Raw genomic sequence first — 23,777 nt, forward strand, 5'->3', positions numbered from 1 at the left:
AAACATGTATGTAACAGATCGGCAAATCCCTGCTTACCGGCACTTAATGAACTGATTTCAAAAAGAAAAGGGCCGCCATTTGGCAGCCCCATCTGTTCAGTTTGTTACCGCTGTCAGTTGGCCTGACGCCGCAGGAAGGCCGGAATTTCGATCCGGTCTTGCTCGGGGTCGGACTCATCCTGAGCGGGTGCCGTAGCGTCATGTTGGCGCAGTGTCGGCTGCTGACGAACGGGTTGTGCCGGTGTGTCGGAGGCGTGTCCGGTCATCCGGTCGATCAGGCGGTTAAACCCGAAACGCGGACGTTCGTGGTGTTCTTGCTGCGGTTGAACCTGCTGTTCCTGCGGCTGTTGGGCCGGGCGTTGCTGACGGGCCGAAGGCACGTTCTGAACCGCGGCCTGCAGGCGCTGCAATGCCTCGGGCGACGGGTTGCCGGGCGCCCTTGGGGCCACGTAGCTTTCCGGCGCCTGTTCGGCAACGGTTTGCTGCGGCTCGTACTCGTCACGCTGCGGCTGATAGGCTGGCGGCGGCAGGCCGTCGTCATCCATGTCCGCACCGGCTTGTGACGGTTCGAACATCGCGTCCTCGCGCACGGGTTCATCGACCGTTTCAAACAGCGAGGGTTCGCGGGTGACTTCGGGCTCGGGCGTGGGGTCCGGCATTTCAGCCGCAACCGGTGCCTGTTCCTCGACCGGCTGTTCAGCAGAAACGGTACGGGTCAGCGGCGCCGACATCGAGCGGCGCGCAACCGGTGCGTCGGACTGAACGTCGGTGGCATCGATACCGGTTGCAACAACCGAAACGCGCATGCCGCCTTCCATGTCGGTGTCCAGCGTCGAGCCCACGATGATGTTGGCGTCTGGATCGACCTCTTCGCGGATGCGGTTGGCCGCTTCGTCCAGCTCGAACAGGGTCAGGTCGTGCGAGCCCGTGATGTTGATCAGCACGCCCTTGGCGCCCTTGAGGCTGATTTCGTCTAGCAGCGGGTTGGCGATGGCCTTTTCGGCGGCCTGAATGGCGCGGTCTTCGCCGGTCGCTTCACCGGTGCCCATCATCGCCTTGCCCATCTCGTCCATCACCGCGCGGACGTCGGCAAAGTCGAGGTTGATCAAGCCCGGACGCACCATCAGGTCGGTCACGCCTTTGACGCCCTGATGCAGAACGTCGTCCGCCATCGAGAACGCCTCGGTAAAGGTGGTTTTTTCGTTGGCCAGACGGAACAGGTTCTGGTTGGGAATGATGATCAGTGTATCGACGACCTTTTGCAGCGCGTCGACGCCGTCCTCGGCCTGACGCATCCGCTTGGCGCCTTCAAACTGGAAAGGCTTGGTGACGACACCCACGGTCAGCACGCCAAGTTCACGCGCGGCCTGCGCAATGATCGGCGCCGCACCGGTACCGGTGCCGCCGCCCATACCGGCGGTGATAAAGCACATGTGCGCGCCCGCCAGGTGATCAACGATCTGTTCGATGCTTTCTTCGGCAGCGCTGGCACCAACCGAGGGACGCGCACCCGCGCCCAACCCTTCGGTCACCTTCACACCAAGCTGCACCCGCGATTGCGAGCGGCTTTGCTGCAGTGCCTGAGCGTCCGTGTTGGCGACCACAAAATCGACGCCATCAAGTTGTTTCTCAATCATGTTGTTGACAGCGTTGCCACCTGCACCGCCAACGCCAAAAACCGTAATCCGAGGCTTCAATTCATCGTGCCCGGGCATCGAAAGATTCAATGTCATGCTCTGTCCGCCTGTTTTTATGATCCCGCAAATGCGGTCTTTTTCTTGCCTATCCACAGGCGATTCTACATTTCCAATTGGCAAACGTCACGTCAAAAATCGCGGAATTCCACAAAATGTGGAGAAATCATGGCGCAAACCAGCAGTATTTCGCAAACATCGCCAGATGTTGCGGAAAAAACCCATTAAACCACAAGGCAACAACACCGGATGCGCAGCCAGAACCTTGCGGCGCACATCTGAACTTACATATTTTCGGCGTAGGCGACTGCTCGTCCTGCCGATGACCTCTGTTGGGCCTTGTCGATATTTTGCGGGATAAATCCTTGCATCGCAACCTGATTCTTCAACTCAGAGGAGCATTCGGACAGGAAATCGTCTCGGTCGTGATTGACCGGACCTCCTGTGTCTCGGCCCCGATGAGAATACTCGACCGCACCATCAGCTGATCCCCGTTCAGAAACGGCCACCAGCACACCGGCAATCCGTCGACATCGTTATCGTACAGAAAGCAGATCTGACCGTGGCGAGTACTGATCTGGCCATATACGCATTGCTCTCCGGGCCGTTTCCAGACTGAAAGTGACCGGTTGAGAAACTGTTCCTTGCCCACAAGGTCACCCGAACTCATCTCGTAAAAGCTCAGCGTCTATCCAACAGCTGCCTCGAGGAAATCATCGGGCGTGATAAGCGTTTGAGGTTCGGCCGGCGTTGCCAGCAACGCCATACCGAGCACCCAAACGCCCCGAAGCGTCATTTTACCAGTTGTCCTTGAACCACTTCACCGCGCGACGCAGCGACCGGGACGGGTAGTTGTCGACCGGAATCTCGAAATCCCACCATTCGTCCTGAGGGTGTGCGGCGAACAGGCTGAGCCCAACCGCCGAGGAAAAGCCCGGTCCGGTGGCCGATTGCGGCAGGCCGTGCACGCGCAGGGGACGACCCAGGCGCACGCGCTGGCCAAGGATGCGGCTGGCCATACCGTCCAGCCCCATGATCTGGCTGCCGCCCCCGGTCAGCACGATCTGCTGTGTGGGCATATGCTCAAAGCCCGCCGCGTCCAGACGCACGCGGACCTCTTCCAGAATCTCTTCGACGCGCGGGCGCATGATGCCGATCAGCTCGGCCCGGCTGACGGTGCGCCGGTCATGTTCCCAGTCGCCGGTTTCGCCGCCGATATCGATCAACTCGCGGTCATCGGCGCCGGTGGCGTGCACCCCACCGTTAAAGGTCTTGATCCGTTCAGCCACGGCGGCGGGTACGCCCAGCCCCATGGAAATGTCGGCGGTGACGTGATCGCCACCCATGCGCACGCAGTCGGCATAGATCATGTGTTTCTTCATGAAGATCGACACGCTGGTCGTGCCGCCGCCCATGTCGATACAGGCCGCGCCCAGTTCTTGCTCATCCTCGACCAGCGCGGAAATGCCCGACACATAGGCCGAATTGGCGATCCCGGCGAGTTCAAGGTCGCAACGTTTGATACAATGGACGATATTCTGGATCGCGATCGCATCGACGGTCAGCATGTGCATGTCAACAGCCAGCGACTGCCCCAACTGCCCACGCGGATCGATCAGGCCCGAGCGGTTGTCGAGCGCAAAGTTCACCGGCTGGGCATGCAGAACTTCGCGCCCCGCCCCATAGTCCGGCACATCGCAGGCGTTGAGAACGCGCCCGATCTCGGCCTCGGTCACCAGCTGGCCTTCCAGATCCACCTGCGCATCCAGACCGTATGAACGCGGGTTGGCGCCGGCAAAGCAGGCGATGACGTGATCGACGCGGATCTCGGCCATCTTTTGCGCGGCCTGCAGGGCGGTGCGAATGGCGCGTTCGGTTTCCTGCATGGCGGTCACTTCGCCAAACTGAACCCCGCGGGAACGGGTTGTGGCCGCGCCGATGACCCGGAAACCGGTCTGTCCGGCCATCGAGCCGATCGAGTTGTCCTCGCTCAGTCGTCCGGTGCCGTCGAAGCGTAGAACGAGGCAGGAAATCTTGGAGCTGCCAACATCCAGAATGGCGACGACGCCCCGCTGCATGGCCTGCCTGCGCATCTGCCGCATTGCGCGCTGGGACTGATAAAGATCGGTCATCATCGTATTACTGCCCGTTACCCACTGTCACTTTTGTATTCCACCAGTCTTCGCTGGCGGCTTTGCTCATTCTTATTGTCGGACGCGATCCGAGCCGCATGTCCACCACGGCCACGTCGCGTTCCAGAAGATCCTGCACCTCGCTAACCGCCAGCACACGTTCCAGTGCGCGTACCGGGCGTTCGGTGGGCAGCATGATGCGCTGGCCACGATCCAGAACCAGATCCCAGCGCCGCTCGCCAATACGCACGAGGCCACGGACCCGCCCGCCAAGGCTGCGCGCGGTTTTCAAAAGCTCCAGCGCCTCGGGCACATGACCGTCGGCACCCTTGCCTGCAATCAGGGGCAGGTTGGCGTGGTTGGCGCGGGACGCCACCTCATCCACATGCGCGCCGGTTTCGTCCAGCAGTTCGATCCCGTCGCGGTTACGCCAGACTATGACCGGCTGACGTTCGACCACATCGACCTGCAGGATGCCGCCGGGGCGGATGCGGACGGTTGCAGATTTGACCGGATCGAGGCCGGTGATGACATCGCGGATTTGCTCGACATCCAGATCGAAGGAACTGATCGGAAAGTCCAGCGGCACGACTTCGCGGATATCCTCGGACAGGCCCGTCCCGGCCCCGTCGATGGCCATCAGGTTGACCATGAATTCTGGCCGTTCCTGAAACGAGGTGCGAATGTCGGCCACAAAGGTGCTGACCGCGTCCCGCCGTTCCTGAGAGGAGAAGTAGAGCCCGCCAATGGCCAGGGAAACACAGATCGGAATACCGATGCGCAGACCCATGCGGATGCCGGGGGTCAGCATCCAGCGCTGGTATCTGTAGCTGAGGCGGGATGGCGCCGGGTCGGCCTTGCGCGCCGCGCGGCCAAACCGCTTGCCGCCCTTCAGCTGCAGCTTCGGATCGGAATTTTCGTCGGCTGCGCCGGTTTCAAAGGCCGCGTCCGGTGCGGACAGGGCCTTGGACCGGTGGATCACCGGAGCGCGGGTAGCGGTCAGCGGTCGCATGAGGCGTCCTCCACCATCCAGGCGCAAAGCTGGCCGAACGTGATCCCCACATGCTCGCCCTGCTCGGGCACGAGCGAGGTCGGCGTCATGCCGGGCTGCGTGTTGGTTTCCAGCAGAAACAGACCGGCAGCGCCCTTGCTGTCATCCCAGCGGAAATCGGTGCGGCTGACGCCCCGGCAGCCCAGAACATTGTGGGCGCGCAGGGCATAGTCCATGCACAGATCAAATATCTCGGACGGGATTTCGGCAGGCAGCACATGCCACGAGCCGCCGGGTTTGTACTTGGCGTCGTAGTCGTACCAGCCGTCGGTCATGATCTCGGTCACGGTCAGGGCGCGGTCGCCCATCACGGTCACGGTCAGTTCCCGCCCGGCCACATATTGTTCGACCATCACCTGATCCGGCATGTCATCAGCCAGCTTCGGCGGGCCATTTGCGCCTTCGTGCACCAGATAGATGCCGACGCTGGAACCTTCGTTATTGGGTTTGACTACATAAGGGGCCGCCATCACGTGGTCGGCCATGACATCCGCCTTGGGTACGATCACGCTGTCGGCGATAGGCAGGCCCGCAACACGAAACGCCTCTTTGCTGCGCTGCTTGTCCATGGCCAGCGCCGAGGCCAGCACGCCGGAATGCGTATAGGGAATGCCCATCCATTCAAGCAGACCCTGAACGCAGCCATCTTCGCCCCAGCGGCCATGCAGGGCGTTGAAAACCACATCCGGTTTGATTTCCAGAAGGCGCGCGTGCAGGTCGGGACCAGCGTCCAACTCGACCACTTCGATACCTTCTCCCCTGAGGGCGGTTGCGCATTCGCGCCCGCTGCTGAGAGACACCTCGCGCTCTGCCGAGGGTCCGCCCATCAATACCGCCACTTTGGGGCTTGTCCTGCTCGACCTACCCACGTTCGTGCGCCTCAATGTCCCCGGACCTTATGTGGTGGTCCGTACTGCGTTTATGCCTTTGATCCGCCGCCTGAATTTGCTGTTTTTGGTCTGACGGTTGGGGCTTTATTCCTTCAGCGGATCACCGACCCGCATGATTTCCCACTCTAGCGTGATACCACTTGTTTCGTAAACCTTTTTTCGCACCTCTTCGCCCAGCCCTTCGAGGTCGGCGGCAGTGGCGTCGCCAGTGTTGACGAGAAAGTTCGAATGCTTCTGACTCATCTGTGCACCACCCCGCATCGCGCCGCGCATTCCAGCGTCATCAATCACTTTCCACGCCTTGAGATCGTGCACGTCATCGTCCCGCCCGGTCGAGGAAAACCCGGCCGGATTGCGAAAGGTGGACCCGGCACTGCGGTCCTTGGTGGGTTGGGTTTCGTCGCGTTTTTTCAGCTGGGCGTCCATGCGTGCGTGCAGCTCTGCGGGGTCGCCGGACGGGCCCTTCAGTCTGGCCTCGACCAGTACCGCGCCCTGAGGCAGGTCGGACTGACGGTAGCGGAAGTTCAGGTCCTTGGCAGTGAGTTCGACCACCTCTCCGTGACGGGTGACGATGGTGGCGGACTGGAACACATCCGCCGTGTAGCTGCCATAGCAACCCGCATTCATCCGAACCGCACCGCCGATGGAGCCGGGAATGGTGCGCAGGAATGTCAGGTCCACGCCCGCATCGGCCGCCTTGCGCGCCACATGCGCATCAAGCGCCGCCGCACCTGCGGTGACAGTATTGCCTTCGACCGAGATGCCGTTGAACTCGCGCCCCAGCCGGATCACCACCGCACGCAACCCGCCATCGCGGACGATGAGATTCGAGCCGACCCCCATGGGAAAAACCGCCACGTCTGACGGGAGGTTACTCAGAAACTCCTGCAGGTCCTCGCGGTCGGCGGGTTGGAAAAGGTAATCGGCAGGACCACCCACACGCAACCAGGTGAGGTCGGATAAAGGGCGATCGGGGGACAAACGCCCCCGTATGGACGGTATTTGGATCATAAGTCGGCGCGGGCTGCCACGCTGCGCCCGCCGACGCCGCCCATGATGACCGCGAACAGGAAGGGCAGAACACCACCGGTCAGCCAGACGAAGGGGGCAAACGCGCGTTCTTCTTCACCGGTTCCGACCGTGGCCAACATGACGATCAGCGCCAGCGCCACGCAAGATGTCAGTCCGATCAACCACAAAAGCCCGCGCAGGCCGATCCAGCGTCCTGCTGCAAAACCGGCGATGGCCCCTAAAACAAATGCTGTAAGCGGCAGGTAGGCGAACGTTGCGATGTTCCCCATGACGGACCTCCTGATCTGGTCGATTATTTTCCGGTTGCCTTCTTGCCCTGCAATTTCGACTTTGTCCAACGGGTCAGGTAAATAACGGGCCAGCGCAACACCGACATCCCTGCGATCAGCACGATCAGGCCGATCCATGGGCCGTTTTCGTAGGTGACGTAGCCCAGCAGAGGGATTCCGATGGCTATCAGGATATAGGCGCGGGTCCAGTGGTGATCCTTGCTGGGGATCATGGCCAGCACATTCGCAGCCAGCCCCCAAAGACAGGCAAGGGCGATGGACCAGTTCATTCCGCGACCTCCTGCCCGGTCCATTTACGCCAGTAATAGCGGATGGGATTGCGGAACATGGATACGAAGGCGGCAAGGGCCAGCGCCGAGATGAACCAGCCGTAGTCATAGCCCAGCCAGACAATCAGCACCGGCGCGCAAATCAGCAGCAGAATGCCCGGAGGGAATTGCAGCCGCATCGGCAGCAGCGCCACAATCGTCGCGCAGATCACCCAGATCGCGGCAAAGATCATCGAATAGCCCATTCACCCCTCCGAGGACGCACGGAAACCTCTGGCATACTACCACACTTTCAGGTTGTTCAACAAATGAGGTCCGACGTCAAACGGCTTGTTTTCTCTGCAATCTCTCCGGCAAGCCGTTGGCCCAGGCGCTGATCGTGCCTGCCCCCAGACAGACAACCATGTCGCCGGGGCGCGCCTGTTCGCGGACGAGGCGTTCGAGATCATCTTCGTTGAGGATCGCGCGGGCGTGGCGGTGGCCGTGGCGGATCAGCCCCGCAACCAGATCGTCGCGCCCTGCGCCTTCGATCGGGTCTTCGCCTGCGGAAAATACGTCGGCGATGGCAATCACGTCGGCGTCGTTGAAACAGGTGCAGAAATCATCGAACAAATGCGACAGGCGGGTGTAGCGGTGCGGCTGATGCACTGCGATGACGCGGCCTTCGGTCGCCTGACGGGCGGCTTTCAGCACGGCGGCTATTTCAACCGGGTGGTGGCCATAATCGTCGATGATGGTGACGCCATCGACCTCGCCCACTTTGGTAAAGCGGCGGTTGACACCACCGAAATTGGCCAGCGCCTCACGTATCTCGCTTGCCTTCATGCCCAGATGGCGGGCAACAGCCACGGCAGACAGCGCGTTCGAGACGTTGTGATCACCGGGCATGGGAAGTGTGCAGCCTTCGATCACCTTGTCCTCGTATTGCAGGTGAACGTCGAAATGGGCCACGCCCGCCTTGTAGGTCAGGTTCACGGCCCGCACATCGGCCTGCGCGTTGAAACCATAGGTGCGCACGCGACGATCAGTGATGCGGCCCACCAGCGCCTGCACCTCGGCGTGGTCGGTGCAACAGACGGCGAGGCCGTAGAACGGGATGTTCGAGACAAACTCGTTAAAGCCCGCTCGCAATCTGTCGAAATCGCCCCAGTGCTCCATATGCTCGGGGTCGATATTGGTGACGATGGCGATGGTGGCGGGCAGTCGGTTGAACGAGCCGTCGCTCTCATCCGCCTCGACCACCATCCATTCACCCTGCCCCATGCGGGCGTTACTGCCGTAAGCGTGGATGATGCCGCCATTGATAACGGTCGGATCGAAATCGCCCGCCACCATCAGCTCGGCCATCATCGTGGTCGTCGTGGTCTTGCCGTGGGTTCCGGCGATGGCGATGTTTGACTTCAGGCGCATCAGTTCCGCCAGCATGTCAGCACGGCGGACCACCGGCAGCCCTTGCGCGCGCGCCTCGTCCAGTTCGGGATTGCCCGGTTTGATCGCGGTCGAGGTGACGACAACGGCGGCGTTTTGCAGGTTTTCGGCCCGCTGACCGACAAAGATTTCAGCACCCAGCCCCGCCAGTCGATCTGTAATCTTGGACGCCTTGAGGTCCGATCCCTGCACCCGGTAGCCGAGGTTCAGAAGCACCTCGGCGATGCCAGACATCCCGATCCCGCCGATTCCAACAAAGTGAATCGGCCCAACGTCCTGCGGCAGTTTGGTTGCGGGTGTCATGCGGTCTCCTTCTGCGCCAGTTGTTCGACAAGAGCCGTCAAACGCTCGGTCGCGTCGGGGGCACCGGTCGAAAGGGCGGCATGGGCCATTTTCTGTGCGGCTTCGGGGTTGGTCAGAACCGTGGTGATTTGCTGCGTCAGCGAAGAAACGTCAAGGACGTTTTCGGGAATCATGATCGCGCCGCCCGCCTGCACAAGTCCGCGCGCATTTGCGGTCTGATGATCCCCCGCCGCGGCGGCGAAGGGGACCAGTATCGAAGGGCGGCCAATTACCGAGATATCGGCAACGCTGGACGCGCCGGAGCGCGAAATGACAAGTTGCGCATCGGACATGCGACGGGGCACGTCGTCGAAAAAGGGCTGAACGTCGGCGCGAATGCCGTGTTCGGAATAAAAGGCGGTGACGCGCTCGCCATCCTCGTCCCGGGCCTGATGCGCCACGCGGATACGGCTGCGCAGATCTTCGGACAAACCGGCGATTGCCGCCGGAACCACGTCACTGAGGATGCGCGCGCCCTGAGAGCCGCCCATCACCAGAACCGACATCGGGTACTCACCGGGTGGGATATATCCCGCCGCCGCGCGTTCCAGCACGGCCGCGCGCACCGGGTTGCCGACGTGCACCCCATGGGCGCCTTCCGGCAGATCGGTGGGCCAGACACCGCAGGCCACATAGGCAACGCGGGTTGCAAACAGCTGGTTCACCCGGCCCAGCACACCGTTCTGTTCGTGGATCATACGCGGGATGCCCAGCATGGTTGCCGCGCTGAGTGCGGGGATCGACGGGTAGCCGCCGAAACCCACCACAACATCCGGTTTGTCCCGCATCATCTGAAAGACCATTCCGGTCACACCGCCTGCAATCTTGGGCCCGGCCATTGCCTTGGCGGCCAGCCCCCCCCGCGCGAAGGTTGCGGACGAGGCTTCGACGATCTCGGTCGTGTGGGGAAAGCCGCTGGTGTAACGCGCACCACGCGCGTCGGTGGACAGGCGCACGCGCCAGCCTTTTTTCAGCATGGATTCGGCCAGAGCCTGAGCGGGGAACATGTGCCCCCCGGTGCCGCCAGCCGCAATCAACAGATAGGGTTTGCCCATTATCCTCTTCCGCGCAGAATATCACCAAGTTCGCCCTGTGGGCGGGTGCGGGTAAAGGCCAAAAGCATGCCAACCGCAATCCCCCCCGCGATCAGCGAAGAACCGCCATAGCTGACAAAAGGCAGCGTCATGCCCTTGGCGGGCAACAGGCGCACGGCAACACCCATGTTGATCATCGCCTGAACCCCGAACATGCAGGCCAGACCGGTGCCTGCCAGACGGATGAACATATCACGCTCGCGCATCAGGCGCAGCAGCGACCGCACGACGATGATCGAGTAGAGCGCGATGATGATCAGCACCAGGATCAGGCCGTATTCCTCGGCCGCGACTGCGATGATGAAATCGGTATGGGCGTCTGGCAGCGACCATTTTACCTGCCCCTCGCCGACGCCGACACCGAACAGCCCGCCTTCGCGGATGGCATTAGTGGCATAGCCCAGCTGGGTAGTCGGATCGACCTCCTGATTGAGGAAGCCGTCGATGCGGCGTGCGAAGTGTTCCGAGTTGGAATAGGCGACCATCCCACCCAGAACCACGGCTCCGGCCATGCCAAGCAGCAGCAACATCGGCGCGCCGGCCACGAAGTACATCACGCCCCAGCCGAACAGGATCAGGCAGGCCTGCCCAAAGTCCGGCTGCATCACCAGCATACCAACAATGGCCATGCACAGCGCAAAAGACCACAGACGCCCCGGCGGGCCGTTGATTTCCTGCGAAGCGGCGAACAGCCACGCAGCAACGACGACAAATCCGGGTTTCAGAAATTCGGATGGCTGAAGCGACGCAAAGCCCAGCGAATACCAGCGTACCGCGCCCTTGCCGAAATCAGTGCCAAAGACCGGCAGAAAGGCCAGCGCCACAAAGGCTGCCACAAAGCCCAGCACCGCCAGACGCCGCACCAGCGTGGGCGACATCATCGAGGTAAGCAACATCGCAACCAGCGCCATTCCGCCGAAGAACGCCTGCCTCTCGACATAATGGAAAGGATCGAACCCGTTTCGTCCGGCCAGCGGCGGGGACGAGGCCAGCCCAAGCAACAACCCGATGACAAACAGGATCAGAACACAGGACATCGTCCATTTGTCGATCGTCCGCCACCATTTCGGAAGGATCGGTTCACCACGCCGGTCCGGGACCGCGCCATACACCATCTCAGTCATGAGATTACCGCCACTATCTGCCTCGTTAACGCCCCGTTTTCGGGGTCTGTGTGTGAGAGTCTACAGGGGTTTTTGCGTTTGGGCTAGAGGGATGACGCTGATGCGGCAAAGTCGCTGCATATAGACCCAAGAAACTCGCTACGCGTTTCGGATTTCTTAGACTCCCAACCGTATCAGGTGCAGGCGTGGGTTGCCGGAAAGCCACCCCGACAATACGCTTCATAGTCATCCAATCGATTTATTGGTGGAGACTCCGATGAAAGACATTTCCAACGAAGCCCAAGCCCTTTTTGCGCGATATCTGGAGTGCTGGAACAATCGCGACTTCGAGGGCGTCGCGGCCTGTTTCGACGAGCCGTCAATGTTCGTTCTTCCAACCGGCCCGGTAAGTCTGCCAAACCGGCAGGCATTGGTGGAACTGATCGGGAAAATTTTCGACGGTCTGGAAGCCGCAGGTTTCAGCCATACGACAATCGGTGCAATCGAGGCCCACCCATGTGGCGACGGACTTGCAATATTGGACGCGCGGGACGTCAGCAGATTCAAAAAAGACGGCTCGATTTTGGAAATCATTGATGGCCACTACGTTATTCGCCAATCCGAAGAGGAATGGCGCCTAGCGGTGGCCGTGCCCTGCGCCACCGGTTGGAAAGAAGCCGCATCCTAGGGTGACTATCGTCCCGGCTGCTCCAAACGGCGCCCTCTTGCCTTTACCTGCAATCCGCGCCATGCGCAGCGCATGAGATACGACACGATCATCCTTGGCGCCGGCGCCGCCGGTATGATGTGCGCCGCCCATTGCGGCGGGCGGGTTCTGGTGGTCGATCACGCGAAAGCCGCGGGAGAGAAAATCCGTATCTCGGGCGGCGGGCGCTGCAACTTTACCAACATGTTCGCAGGCCCGGAAAACTTTCTGTCGCAGAACCCGCATTTCTGCAAATCGGCGCTGGCGCGCTATACCCAGTGGGATTTCATCGATCTGGTGAACCGCCACGACATCACCTGGCACGAAAAGACACTGGGGCAACTGTTCTGCGATGGCTCGTCAAAACAGATCATCGCCATGCTGCTGGCCGAGATGGAGCGCGCCGGGGCCGAGCTTTGGGTGCGCACCGAGGTCTGCGACCTGCGCAAGATGGAAACCGGCTTTGCGCTGGAACTGGAGCGCGACGGCAAGCGGCAAAACCTGACATGCACCAATCTTGTGCTGGCGACTGGTGGCAAATCGATCCCCAAGATGGGCGCGACCGGACTGGCCTATGACATTGCCCGCCAGTTCGGCTTACGCATGACCGACACCCGCGCCGCCCTTGTTCCCTTCACATTCCCAGATGGCCGGTTCAAAGACCTGTCCGGTGTTTCTCTGCCCGCGCGCCTTTCAAACGCCCGCACCGGTTTTGACGAGGCGTTGCTGTTCACCCATCGCGGCCTCAGCGGACCTTCAGTTTTGCAGTTGTCATCATACTGGCGTGAAGGCGAAGCCATTACCGTCAACCTGATCCCCGACCTGCCGCTACTGGACCTGCTGCGCGAGCAACGACAGGTTTCAGGGCGCAAGGCGCTGACGACGGAACTTGCGCGTCACCTGCCCACCCGGCTGGTGGACTACCTTCAGGGGGAAATCCCGATGAACGGCAATCTGGCGGACCAGTCCGATACCAGCCTGACCGAGCTTGCCGAGGCTCTGAGCGCGTGGTCCCTGACCCCATCCGGAACCGAGGGCTATCGTACCGCCGAGGTCACGCTGGGCGGGATCGATACGGATGACCTGTCATCAAAGACCATGGCGGCAAAGAACGTACCGGGTCTATATGCCATCGGAGAAGCGGTAGATGTCACTGGCTGGCTGGGCGGCTACAACTTCCAATGGGCCTGGTCGTCGGGCCATGCCGCCGGAACAGCAATAGCCTCGGGGCCCTGATCCCTCTTCTTCTCGCAACAAAATACGGCGGGGTGAATTGGCCGAAGGTCAAGACGGGGGCAGCGACCCCGGTGGCGTTTCAGAGCAATCAGACGCGTCTTAGCCCGCCAGCCGCTTACGAACCTCGGCCACAAAATCCTCGCCCCGCTGCTCGAAATTGTCGTATTGATCAAAACTTGCGGCTGCGGGTGCCAGCAGTACGGTTTCGCCTTCCTGAGCATCCGCCATCGCGCGGTCCACTGCCTCGGCCATGGTGGTGCAGACTTCGGCCTCGGCCTCCAGCTGCATGGCGAACCCTGCCGCCTCTCGCCCAATCACATAGGCTTTCAGCACTTCGCTGCTTGCGCCATTCAAGGCCGACAGCCCACCCTCTTTCTCCAGGCCGCCGCAGATCCAGCGTATCTTCCTGAAGGCGCTCAGTGCCTTTACCGCGCTATCCACATTGGTCGCCTTGGAGTCGTTCACGTAAGTCACGCCCTCTGCCTCCGCAATGATCTGGCTGCGATGAGGCAGGCCCGGATAGCTATGCAACGCAGCCTCGATCACCCGCGGCGCCAGCCCCAACGAGCGGCAGGCCGCATAGGCGGCGCAGGCATTCTGGTGATTATGGGAACCCGGCAACCCCTTGATGCCGCGCAGGTCGATCGATCCGGTCTGACGCCCTTTGCGGTATTCCGACAGAAACCCCTTGCGCGCAAAAACCTGCCAGCCGGGGCCGGTCAGTTTCCGCTCGACCGAGATGCGGATGACCCGATCATCCGACGGCCCCTCGGACATCTGCCCCGCCAGAAAGGCGCCTTCGGCCTCATCAACGCCAATCACGGCACGATCCGGCCCGCCTTCGGAAAACAACCGGCGTTTGGCGGCAAAGTACCCACCCATACCGCCATGCCGATCCAGATGATCGGGGGAAAGGTTGGTGAACACAGCCACATCCGGCGTCAGCGCGCGCGCCAGCTCGGTCTGATAACTGCTGAGTTCCAGCACCACGACCGATCCGTCGTCGCCGGGGTCGATATCTAACACGCCGCGCCCGATATTTCCGGCCAGCTGTGCCTCGCGCCCCGCCTCGGTCAGGATGTGATGGATCAGGGCGGCGGTGGTCGATTTGCCGTTCGAACCGGTCACGGCAATTACCCGCGGTGGCGTGTCGAACTTTTCCCATTCCGGCCCCGCAAACGAGCGGAAAAACAGGCCGATGTCGTTGTCCACCGGCACCCCGGCATCCTGCGCGGCTGCCACGACCGGGTTGGGTTCGGGATAGAGGTGCGGGATGCCCGGCGACACGATCAACGTCTCGATATCCTCAAAAGCGCCCTGCCGCCGTAAATCGGCGCAATCGAACCCTTCACCCGCAGCCGCATCCCGCGCCGCCGGATTGTCGTCCCAGCATATTGGCGTGGCGCCCCCAGCGCGCAGAGCCCGCGCCGCCGCCAGACCTGACCGGCCAAGCCCCAGAACCGCTACTTTCTGCCCTGAAAACCCTTTGACCGGGATCATATTGCCCATCCTTAAACTCTGAGAATTCCGCCGCCACACTGCACCGGGGCGATTTCGCTTGGCAAGATGTGAAAAGGCTCACGCGACAGCGTGAGCCGGGCCCAACAGGTGGCAGGCGGGCGCCAGCCCGCCGAACCTGGCGGGAGATCCCCTCACCGTACCTTCAGCGTCGCCAGACCGATCATCGCGAGGATCAGGGAAATGATCCAGAACCTGATCACGATGGTCGGCTCTGCCCAACCCTTTTTCTCATAATGATGGTGGATCGGCGCCATCAGAAACACGCGTTTGCCTGTACGTTTGAAGTAGAGAACCTGAATGATGACGCTCAGCGCCTCGACTACGAACAATCCGCCGACGACAGCCAGCACCAGCTCGTGCTTGGTCGCAACGGCGATAGCCCCCAGCGCGCCGCCCAACGCCAGCGATCCGGTGTCGCCCATGAACACGGCAGCTGGCGGGGCGTTGTACCAAAGGAATCCCAGCCCGGCGCCGAACAGGGCTGATGTGAAGATAAATATCTCACCCGTTCCCGGCACGTAATGCACATCCAGATATTCGGTAAAGTCGACCCGACCCACAGCATAGGCAATGATCCCGAGCGTCGAGGCCGCAATCATTGCGGGCATGATCGCCAGACCATCCAGACCATCTGTCAGGTTCACCGCATTCGCGGCACCGACGATCACGACGATGGCAAACGGAATATAGAAAAGACCCAGATTGATCAGCGTGTCCTTGAACACCGGCAGCGCCAGTTGGTTCTGCAAGTCAGCCGGATGGTGAAGCGTGGCCCAGAATGCGGCCAGCACGGCAATGATGACACCCAGCGCCAGACGCAACCGGCCCGGAACACCACTGGTGTTCTGCTTGGAAACCTTTGCGTAATCATCGGCAAAGCCGATAGCCGCATAGGCGAGCGTCACAAATAGCACCATCCAGACATATGGGTTGTCCCACCGCGCCCAGATCAGGGTGGATGTGACCAGCGCGCCGACGATCAGCAACCCGCCCATGGTTGGTGTGCCTGCCTTGGAAAAATGCGCCTCGGGGCCGTCGTCACGGATCGGCTGGCCCTTGCCCTGTTTCCTGCGCAACACGTTGATCAGCGGCTTGCCAAAGAGAAAGCCAAAGATCAGTGCGGTCAGAAAGGCGCCCCCTGCACGGAACGTGATATAGCGGAAGAGGTTCCAGAAATCCCCTCCGTCCGACAGGGCGGTCAACCAATAGAGCATCTCAAAACCTTTCCCAAACGCCGATCATGGTTCAAGCGCGCTCCCTTGCCCCATTTTCCGCAAACCGTCAACAATCCGCGCCAGCCCCATGCTGAGCGACCCTTTGGCCAGAACCGTGTCGCCCGCGCGGATCAGGTCCGGCAGGTGCCCCGCCATCTCGGTGCTGGTCTCGCTCCACCGCCCGCGCTTTTCGGCAGGCAGCGCGTCGTGCAGCGCCTTCATCAGCGGGCCAATGCAGTGGACCTGATCGACCTGAGCCATCGCCGCGACATCCGCCATACCGGCATGCATCGCGACTTCCTCCGCGCCCAGCTCTTTCATGTCACCCAGAAACGCAATCCGGCGCGCGCCTTGCGAGGCGGCCAAAACGTCCAGCGCAGCCTCCATCGAGGTCGGGTTGGCGTTATAGCTGTCGTCCAGCAACTCGATCTGCCCACCTGTCGTCAAAGGCAGTGTTTCGCGCACGCCGCGTCCTTTGACCGGTGACCATCGGCGCAGACCGGCAATGGCCTCATTCAGATCGACACCCGTCTCAACGCAGGCCGCCAGAGCGCCCAGCGCATTCATGGCAAAATGAGTACCCGCGGATTGCACGTCGTAGGTAATCAGCGTGTCCCCGACCGAAGCGCTTGCCTGAACCGAGTCGCCCCCTTGTGTCACATCCGTCAGACTGTAGTCTTTGGCATCGCGGCCAAAATCGACGATCCCGGCACCATGGTCCTGTGCGGTCTGACGAAGAATGTCCGCATGTTCGATGTCGGCGTTCACAATCGCGGCCCCGCCACTTTCCAGCCCTTCGAAAATCGCCGCCTTTTCATGGGCGATGCCCGCAACCGACTCGAACGCCTCAAGATGAACCGCCGCAACGGTCGTGACCAGCGCCACATGCGGGCGGGCCTGTCGGGCCAGAGGCGCAATCTCACCCGGATGGTTCATGCCGATCTCGATCACCGCGTATTCGGTGTCGCGCGGCATTCGCGCCAATGTCAGCGGAACGCCCCAATGGTTGTTATAGCTGGCGACACTGGCATGGGTCTTTCCCTGCATGGACAGGATTGTCGACAGCATTTCTTTGGTTGAGGTCTTGCCGACACTGCCGGTCACGCCGATGACGCGCGCATCGCTTCGGGCGCGGGCAGCCTGCCCCAGCGCCTCAAGCCCGGTCTGAACGTCGTCCACGATCAGCAGCGGCGCGTCCTCGGACACTCCGTCCGGAATGCGTGAGACCAGTGCAGCGCCCGCGCCTTTCTCAAGCGCCTGCGCCACAAAGTCATGGCCGTCCCGCACGTCCTTCAGCGCGACGAACAGATCACCCGGCTGGATCGTGCGGGTATCGATGGAGACGCCGTTTACCACCCAATCGGCGGTGGCACGTCCGCCGGTTGCATCGGCGGCCTCGGCTGCGGTCCAGAGCGTCATGCCACCCTCCCATCCAAAGCGGCCACGGCTATGCTGGCCTGTTCGGCATCGTCGAATGGCAAAACCTGATCACCGACGATCTGACCGGATTCGTGCCCCTTGCCCGCGATCAGCAACGCGTCTCCCGGCTGCAGGGCATCGACGCCGCGCAGGATCGCCTCGGCCCGATCTCCGACCTCGGTCGCTTCCGGTGCGCCCTGCATCACGGCAGCGCGGATTGTGGCAGGGTCTTCGCTACGCGGGTTGTCGTCGGTGACAAAGACGATATCCGCATTCTCAGCCGCCGCCTGGCCCATCAGCGGGCGTTTGGTGGCGTCGCGATCCCCGCCTGCGCCGACGATGGCGATGAGACGCCCCATCACATGTGGGCGCATGGCCCTGAGCGCGGTCGCCACGGCATCCGGCGTGTGCGCGTAATCGACAAAAACCGCCGCCCCGTTGTCGCGGGTCGCGGCCAGCTGCATTCGCCCGCGAACAGTGGTCAGGTGCGGCAGGGTTTCAAAGACCCGTTCCGGATCATCCCCGCTGGCAATGGCCAGACCACAGGCCAGCAACACGTTTTCGGCCTGAAACCCCCCGATCAGGTTCAGACGGGACTGGAGTGTTTTACCGCGCCATGAAAACCGCAGGTCCTGCCCGGTCGCGTCGAACCGCTGGTTCAGCAGGCAGAGGTCCGTGTCCGCCTGTCCGACCGTCAGCACCTTTTGTCCGCGTGACAGGGCTATGTCGCGCATCTCGGGGCCTTTGGGATCGCTGATGTTGATGACGGCCGTGCCATCGGGCGGCAGGACCCGCGTGAACAGGCCGGCCTTGGCGATGAAATAGGCCTCGAACGTGTCGTGATAGTCCAGATGATCCTGCGTGAAATTGGAAAACCCAGCCGCTGTCAGGTGCACGCCATCAAGGCGACGCTGTTCCAGCCCGTGGGACGATGCCTCCATCGCGGCGTGTGTCACGCCATTGTCTGCCGCCTCGGCAAGGCAGCGATGCAGGGTGATCGGCTCGGGCGTAGTATGGGCCAGCGGTGCGGTCCATGCCCCTTCGACACCTGTCGTGCCGAGGTTCACCGCGGCATGGTCAAGTTCGGTCCAGATCTGGCGTACGAAGGTTGCCACGGATGTTTTGCCGTTGGTCCCCGTGACCGCAACCATGGTCTGAGGCTGCGCCCCGAACCACAGCGCCGCCGTGTAGGCGAGCGCCTGCCGCGGGTCCTCGACGACAATCAACGCGGCATGGGATGCGGCCAGTTCGTCAGCCGCGATTTCTGCACCCTTGGCATCGGTCAGTATGGCAGCCGCCCCCATACGCAAGGCATATTGGATGAATTCACCGCCATGAACGCGCGTTCCGGGAAGGGCCGCGAACAGATAGCCATCCTTGACGTCGCGGCTGTCCACCGCCAGTCCGGTAATGTCCGGGTCCTTGCCGCCCCGCGCGGTCAGGGCCAGTTGGCTAAGTTTCGTTGACTTTGCGCCCATGACCCACCTTTTCGGACTGCCTAATTCGAGGTCAGCGTTATAGCAGCGCCCGCATCAGGCTCAAGCCGGGGACGCAGCCCCAGCAACGGAGCAACCCGACCGATCAGTTCTGCGGCCACGGGCACAGCGGTCCAGCCAGCGGTGCGCCGCTTTTCGCCGTAGGCCACGATCGAGGGTTCGTCCAGTGTAACCACCAGAACGTATTTCGGATCATATGCCGGGAAGATCGTGGCGAATGTCGCGATCACCCTGTCGTCGTAATACCCACCACGCGGTTTGGGCTTGTCGGCAGTGCCGGTTTTACCCGCAACGTCATAGCCCGGCACTTCGCCAAAGCTGGCGGTGCCGCTGGTGACGACCTTGCGCAGCATTTTCTGCGCCTGACGGGCTGCATTCTCGGACATCACGCGCGGGCCGTATTGCGGGCCGTTCCGGCGCAGGATCGTCGGGCTGACATAGTGGCCACCATTGGCGATGGCGGCATAGCCCGCCGCCAGATGCATCGGGCTGGTGGAAAGACCGTGGCCGTAAGAGATCGTGACGGTGCTAAGTTCGCCCCATTTTTTTGGCTTCAGAGGCTCGCCACCCGCAGCCTCGACAATCTCAAACGGGGTTGGTTCGAACATGCCCAGCCCGGCCAGAAAATCCTGCTGACGTAGCCCGCCGATTTGCAGGGCCAGCCGTCCGGTGCCCCGGTTCGAACTTTTGACGATGATGTCAGCGACGCTGAGATCGCCATAGTTCTTGCCCTGAAACTCGCCAATCGGGAACCGCCCGATTTTCATCGGGCCCGACGTGTCGATGATGGTTTCCGAGTTGACCAGACCCAGATCAACGGCCTGTGCCGCCGTGAAAATCTTGAAAACCGAGCCCAGTTCATAGACGCCCTGCACATAGCGGTTGAACAGCGGGCTGTCGGACGGATCAAACCCCGATGTCGGCGGTCTGGGCCGGTCATTCGGATCGAATGACGGCAGGGAAGCGGCGGAAATAACTTCACCCGTGTGGGCATTCATCAGCACTGCCGAAGCGCCTTTGGCGTTCATGATCTTCATGCCGCCATAGAGAACCTGTTCGACCGCCGCCTGAACGGTCAGGTCCAGCGAAAGCTGTAGGGGCTTGGTGCCGTTGGCGGGATCGCGAAGATACCCGTCGAACTGCTTTTCAATACCGGCAACGCCAATGACTTCAGCAGCATCCACCCCCTCGCGGCCAAACCCGGCCCCACCAAGGATATGGGACGCAAGGCGGCCATTGGGATAAAGGCGCATTTCACGCGGACCGAACAGGATGCCCGGATCGCCGATGTCGTGCACGGCCTGCTTCTGTTCCGGCGAAATGCGTTTCTTGATCCACAGAAACTTGCGCTTGCCGGTGAAATCCTTGACCAGACGATCCTTGTCCAGATCAGGGAATATCCTGACCAGCTGGTCTGCGGCTGCGACCGGGTCGATCATCAGAGGCGGCTGGGCGTAGACCGAATAAGTCTCGAGATTCGTTGCCAGAATGCGCCCTTCGCGGTCCACGATATCCGCGCGCTGCATCGCGATGGTTGCACCCGAGGCACTGGCAAGGGGTTCCTTTGCCTCGGACGTCGCCAACATGCCCATGCGTGCGCCGACCACCGCAAATGCCACAAAAAAGAATGCACCCAGAACCAGCAACCGGCCCTCGGCGCGGGCGCGGGACCGGTCCTTCATTTCCTCGTGGCGCTTGTGGATGTTCTCGCGCTCGATCAGGTCGGGGTTTTCGCCGCGCGCTCGGGCATCAAGCACCTGCGCCAGAGGACGGAGCGGTGTACGCGTCATGGGATCTGCACCTCACCCAGGGCCTGAACATCGGTGATCGCAGTCAGGTCATTCGGATCGATCTCCGGCAGGTCAGGATCTTCGGCATAAGCGATCTGATCCGCGCGCCCGAACTGTTCGGCACGCAGCGGCAGCAGGCCAAGGCGTTCAAAGTTCAGGTCTGCCAGCTCGCGCAACCGGTCGGGGCGGTTCAGATAGGCCCATTCGGCGCGCAATACGGCCAGCCGGGCCTGCGCGGCTCCGATCTGAGTTTGCAGAGACCGGGTTTCTTTCAGAACCTGCTGCGTACGGTAGTTTTCCTGATAGGCCCAGAGGGCCAGACCAAACACGGACAGAGCGGTCAACACATACAGAATACTCTTCATCTTGCCCTTCCCCCCAGTTGCGGCATGCCGATGGCGCGGGCGTCTATTTCCCCCGCCGGAGCGTCGGTGCGAACCGCGACCCGCAACTTGGCAGACCGCGCACGTGGGTTTTCATCCAATTCCTGCGCATCCGGTCCTACGGCCTTGCGCGTTTTCAATGTAAATTGCGGCTGTTCCTGCTGCACCTCGGGCGCATAACGGTTCGCACGGCCGGTTTTGCCCGCCCGAGACTGGAAAAACCGCTTAACCATCCGATCCTCGATGGAATGGAACGTGACCACCGCCAGTTGCCCGCCGGGTTTCAGAGCACGCTCAGCCGCCATGAGGCCCTGAAACAGCTCTTCGTACTCGGCGTTCACCGCGATGCGCAGGCCCTGAAAGCTGCGCGTCGCGGGATGCGACTGCCCCGGTTTGGGACGCGGCAGACAGGATTCGATAATCTCAACCAGTCGCAGCGTTGTGGTTATCGGCTCCTCAGCCCGTGCCTTTATGATCGCCTTGGCAATGCGGCGGCTGGCGCGTTCTTCGCCGTAGTGGAACAGAATATCGGCCAGCTGCGCCTCGGTCGCGGTGTTTACCAGATCGGCGGCGCTTTCGCCTTCCTGGCTCATCCGCATGTCCAATGGACCGTCCTTCATAAAGGAAAAACCGCGCTCGGCCTGATCCAGTTGCATGGACGAGACGCCAAGATCCAGCACAACGCCATCCAGGTCCTGGGCGTATTCATCCATACGCGAAAACACACCGGGCTGCATCACCAGCCGGTCGCCATATTCACCGGCCCAATCTGCCGCCATATCAAAGGCCAGCGGATCGCGGTCAACGCCGATAACCGTATCGGCGCCAGCCTCCAGCAAGCCGCGTGTATAGCCGCCGGCGCCAAAGGTTCCGTCAAGCCAGGTGCCCGAAACAGGTTCAACCGCGGCCAGCAACGGACGCAACAGAACAGGAATGTGAGGTTTGTCGGAAGGAGTTTGCGTACCGGCCATGCCGTCACGCATCCCCGGGACCATCGAGGAACTCCATCGGATCGAAATCGTCCGGCAGTTCGTCCAGCCATTCTTCGGCTTTGGCCAGTTCTTCGGCCTCGTAAGTCTCGGGTTTCCAAATCTGAAAGGTATCACCGGCGGCGATAAAGAACGCCTCGCCCTCTAGTGCGATCTTGCTGCGCAGCTTGGCGGGCAGAACCAGACGACCGGTTTCGTCTACGTTGGTCGGAAAGGACTGACCATGGAACATGCGCTGCAGCATCTTGCGCTGCATGGATCCGCGCGGGAGTGCATCGATCTTGGCGTCAACTTCGTCGATCGCTTCCATCGTGTAGCACTCAAGATATTTGCGGCGGTGGTCGCCATAAACAATCACGAGTTCCGGATTGCTACCTGACTGCCAGTTGGGATCGGAGGCTTCAAGCACACGGCGAAAAGAGGCCGGGATCGACACCCTGCCCTTCGTATCCACCTTATGGTGGCTTTCGCCTCTGAACCTGCGCGCCAAGACGACTGTCCCTTTCGCTTGCGCCCCACTTGAAATTCACGTTCCCCCCGAAGGTAAAAACGGCGGGTTGATCTGCTGCCACTGATCAACCCGCCGCATTCGCCCGCTTTGCGGGAAGTCCAGCTGCGCGCGCCACCTGGGGGGATGTCTGCTCGCTCGCGCGCCGGATCTTGGTGTCTGATGAAAAGCGAGATGCCTGTATGAAACCTGTTTGTTTTTGGTCGGGGTCGTTTAGTGCCCCATCTGCCTCGTCCTCATCGGATGTATTAGGGATGACATGGGAATTCATGGAAATCAACTGATTTATTCAATGAATCATGTCTCTCAGCGTCAATTTGAGCGCCAACAGCACAACAAATTGTACCATTTTGTCCACAAATAGAATTATCAGAACAGCCGATCACTATATATGGTGTGTTTATGGCAGGTGCAATTTTTTCCCACGATTTCCCAGAAAAATGAGCATTCCGCCAATTCCCTCACGCATGTTCGTTTTTTGTTCCCATTTGTCGCCGCGAATCATTGCCCAGAACTAGTCCACTTCGCGACAAATAACCAAGAGATCGCCCCCTAAATACCGCTTCCCATAAATTCCCGTAATTCCCTCCATCAAGATCAGGAGGGGTTGTCAGAACGCTGAAACTTCCACCGGGGTCGCCCAAATTTTCAACAGTCAAAAGGAAAATTTCCGAAAGGGCATCACGTGGGTTTTTAAGAAATGCGCCAGGAAGCCTTATTTTCCTGCACCTATGCGCCTCGTTGGATTTTCCCCCTTCAATCTATGCACTTGCTGCATAGCGGCATTGATCACGAGAGGTATTGTGCAGTTGCAGCATTTGCCTATTTTGATGCTCAAGCAAGCGCCGCAACATGGTGGCGAAACGAAAGATACGGAATACGAAAATGGCAGTAACAAGCGCACAGAGCACGCTGAAAGGCGCACATTCATTTGGCATCGCGTCGCTGTTCGAAGCAGCGAAGGATCGCTTTCTGCGGAACCGGATGTACCGCCAGACTGTCAACGAACTTTCGTCGCTGTCGAACCGTGAGCTGGCCGATCTGGGCCTGCACCGCTCGATGATCCGGCGTGTGGCCCAGCAGGCGGCCGAAGACCAGATCGCGCGCTAAGCGCAATAGAAACAACCGAGATCAGGCCCTCCTCCTCCCTGAGGGTCTGTATTTCAGCGGCGACGTCTCTCCTCCTCCCT

The 23,777-nt window shown here is 61.0% G+C and carries 23 protein-coding genes; 3 read left to right on the forward strand and 20 right to left on the reverse strand.

What is annotated here, in order from left to right; genetic code table 11:
- Positions 1 to 113: 113 nt before the first annotated feature.
- From ftsZ to ftsW, 12 genes are all read right to left on the reverse strand, one after another.
- Positions 114 to 1,733, reverse strand: a complete 1,620-nt coding sequence (gene ftsZ / locus ACR0D6_RS02365) for a cell division protein FtsZ (RefSeq protein WP_480764323.1) — start codon at positions 1,731 to 1,733, stop codon at positions 114 to 116.
- A gap of 346 nt (positions 1,734 to 2,079) precedes the next feature.
- Entirely contained in the window at positions 2,080 to 2,364 is a 285-nt protein-coding gene (locus ACR0D6_RS02370; protein WP_480764324.1) for a hypothetical protein, read from the reverse strand.
- Positions 2,365 to 2,491: 127 nt separating this feature from the next.
- Positions 2,492 to 3,826: a cell division protein FtsA gene (gene ftsA / locus ACR0D6_RS02375; protein WP_170650755.1), complete on the reverse strand. Its 1,335-nt coding sequence runs from the start codon at positions 3,824 to 3,826 to the stop codon at positions 2,492 to 2,494.
- A 7-nt stretch (positions 3,827 to 3,833) separates the two neighbouring features.
- Positions 3,834 to 4,838: a cell division protein FtsQ/DivIB gene (locus tag ACR0D6_RS02380; RefSeq protein WP_480764325.1), complete on the reverse strand. Its 1,005-nt coding sequence runs from the start codon at positions 4,836 to 4,838 to the stop codon at positions 3,834 to 3,836.
- A complete protein-coding gene (locus tag ACR0D6_RS02385; protein ID WP_480727200.1) occupies positions 4,826 to 5,746 on the reverse strand; it encodes a D-alanine--D-alanine ligase in 921 nt (306 codons plus the stop codon). Before ACR0D6_RS02385 ends, ACR0D6_RS02380 begins: the two co-directional genes overlap by 13 nt.
- 105 nt (positions 5,747 to 5,851) lie before the next feature.
- Entirely contained in the window at positions 5,852 to 6,778 is a 927-nt protein-coding gene (gene murB, locus ACR0D6_RS02390; protein WP_480764326.1) for a UDP-N-acetylmuramate dehydrogenase, read from the reverse strand.
- Entirely contained in the window at positions 6,775 to 7,068 is a 294-nt protein-coding gene (locus ACR0D6_RS02395; protein ID WP_480727206.1) for a hypothetical protein, read from the reverse strand. Before ACR0D6_RS02395 ends, murB begins: the two co-directional genes overlap by 4 nt.
- A 23-nt stretch (positions 7,069 to 7,091) precedes the next feature.
- The gene (locus ACR0D6_RS02400; RefSeq protein ID WP_170650760.1) at positions 7,092 to 7,358 is read right to left on the reverse strand and encodes a DUF2484 family protein; all 267 of its coding nucleotides are present in this window, start codon (positions 7,356 to 7,358) and stop codon (positions 7,092 to 7,094) included.
- The gene (locus ACR0D6_RS02405) at positions 7,355 to 7,603 is read right to left on the reverse strand and encodes a DUF2484 family protein (RefSeq protein ID WP_480764327.1); all 249 of its coding nucleotides are present in this window, start codon (positions 7,601 to 7,603) and stop codon (positions 7,355 to 7,357) included. The genes ACR0D6_RS02400 and ACR0D6_RS02405 overlap by 4 nt, the downstream gene beginning before the upstream one ends.
- Positions 7,604 to 7,679: 76 nt before the next feature.
- Complete coding sequence (gene murC / locus ACR0D6_RS02410; protein WP_480764328.1) at positions 7,680 to 9,089, reverse strand: UDP-N-acetylmuramate--L-alanine ligase; 1,410 nt, start codon at positions 9,087 to 9,089, stop codon at positions 7,680 to 7,682.
- Positions 9,086 to 10,183, reverse strand: a complete 1,098-nt coding sequence (locus ACR0D6_RS02415) for a UDP-N-acetylglucosamine--N-acetylmuramyl-(pentapeptide) pyrophosphoryl-undecaprenol N-acetylglucosamine transferase (protein ID WP_480727212.1) — start codon at positions 10,181 to 10,183, stop codon at positions 9,086 to 9,088. The genes murC and ACR0D6_RS02415 overlap by 4 nt, the downstream gene beginning before the upstream one ends.
- Complete coding sequence (ftsW, locus tag ACR0D6_RS02420; protein WP_170650764.1) at positions 10,183 to 11,346, reverse strand: putative lipid II flippase FtsW; 1,164 nt, start codon at positions 11,344 to 11,346, stop codon at positions 10,183 to 10,185. Before ftsW ends, ACR0D6_RS02415 begins: the two co-directional genes overlap by 1 nt.
- Positions 11,347 to 11,602: 256 nt before the next feature.
- On the opposite strand from ftsW, the gene ACR0D6_RS02425 reads away from it, so the two are divergent.
- Together ACR0D6_RS02425 and ACR0D6_RS02430 are read left to right on the forward strand one after the other, a co-directional pair.
- Positions 11,603 to 12,013, forward strand: a complete 411-nt coding sequence (locus tag ACR0D6_RS02425; RefSeq protein WP_480764329.1) for a nuclear transport factor 2 family protein — start codon at positions 11,603 to 11,605, stop codon at positions 12,011 to 12,013.
- Positions 12,014 to 12,085: 72 nt separating this feature from the next.
- Entirely contained in the window at positions 12,086 to 13,267 is a 1,182-nt protein-coding gene (locus ACR0D6_RS02430; RefSeq protein ID WP_480764330.1) for a BaiN/RdsA family NAD(P)/FAD-dependent oxidoreductase, read from the forward strand.
- Between the two features lie 99 nt (positions 13,268 to 13,366).
- Here the strand turns inward: ACR0D6_RS02430 and murD are convergent, their stop codons facing one another.
- The 8 genes from murD to mraZ all read right to left on the reverse strand — a co-directional run bounded on the left by murD (position 13,367) and on the right by mraZ (position 22,533).
- Complete coding sequence (gene murD / locus ACR0D6_RS02435; protein WP_480764723.1) at positions 13,367 to 14,767, reverse strand: UDP-N-acetylmuramoyl-L-alanine--D-glutamate ligase; 1,401 nt, start codon at positions 14,765 to 14,767, stop codon at positions 13,367 to 13,369.
- Positions 14,768 to 14,919: 152 nt separating this feature from the next.
- On the reverse strand, positions 14,920 to 16,002 hold the full coding sequence (mraY, locus tag ACR0D6_RS02440) for a phospho-N-acetylmuramoyl-pentapeptide-transferase (RefSeq protein WP_170650768.1): 1,083 nt from the start codon (positions 16,000 to 16,002) through the stop codon (positions 14,920 to 14,922).
- Positions 16,003 to 16,026: 24 nt separating this feature from the next.
- The gene (locus ACR0D6_RS02445) at positions 16,027 to 17,421 is read right to left on the reverse strand and encodes a UDP-N-acetylmuramoyl-tripeptide--D-alanyl-D-alanine ligase (RefSeq protein WP_480764331.1); all 1,395 of its coding nucleotides are present in this window, start codon (positions 17,419 to 17,421) and stop codon (positions 16,027 to 16,029) included.
- The gene (locus ACR0D6_RS02450) at positions 17,418 to 18,899 is read right to left on the reverse strand and encodes a UDP-N-acetylmuramoyl-L-alanyl-D-glutamate--2,6-diaminopimelate ligase (RefSeq protein WP_480764332.1); all 1,482 of its coding nucleotides are present in this window, start codon (positions 18,897 to 18,899) and stop codon (positions 17,418 to 17,420) included. The genes ACR0D6_RS02445 and ACR0D6_RS02450 overlap by 4 nt, the downstream gene beginning before the upstream one ends.
- Before the next feature lie 20 nt (positions 18,900 to 18,919).
- Positions 18,920 to 20,707 carry a peptidoglycan D,D-transpeptidase FtsI family protein gene (locus ACR0D6_RS02455; protein WP_170650771.1) on the reverse strand — a complete coding sequence of 596 codons (1,788 nt, stop codon included), beginning with the start codon at positions 20,705 to 20,707 and terminating at the stop codon, positions 18,920 to 18,922.
- A complete protein-coding gene (gene ftsL, locus ACR0D6_RS02460) occupies positions 20,704 to 21,072 on the reverse strand; it encodes a cell division protein FtsL (RefSeq protein WP_170650772.1) in 369 nt (122 codons plus the stop codon). The genes ACR0D6_RS02455 and ftsL overlap by 4 nt, the downstream gene beginning before the upstream one ends.
- Positions 21,069 to 22,061 (reverse strand): 16S rRNA (cytosine(1402)-N(4))-methyltransferase RsmH, encoded by a 993-nt coding sequence (gene rsmH, locus ACR0D6_RS02465; protein ID WP_480764724.1) that lies wholly within the window; start codon positions 22,059 to 22,061, stop codon positions 21,069 to 21,071. Before rsmH ends, ftsL begins: the two co-directional genes overlap by 4 nt.
- 4 nt (positions 22,062 to 22,065) lie before the next feature.
- Positions 22,066 to 22,533 carry a division/cell wall cluster transcriptional repressor MraZ gene (mraZ, locus tag ACR0D6_RS02470; protein WP_480764333.1) on the reverse strand — a complete coding sequence of 156 codons (468 nt, stop codon included), beginning with the start codon at positions 22,531 to 22,533 and terminating at the stop codon, positions 22,066 to 22,068.
- Between the two features lie 939 nt (positions 22,534 to 23,472).
- Here mraZ and ACR0D6_RS02475 point away from each other — a divergent pair.
- Entirely contained in the window at positions 23,473 to 23,697 is a 225-nt protein-coding gene (locus ACR0D6_RS02475; RefSeq protein WP_170650774.1) for a DUF1127 domain-containing protein, read from the forward strand.
- Positions 23,698 to 23,777: the final 80 nt, after the last annotated feature.

This window comes from Ruegeria sp. BJ6, assembly GCF_056537885.1.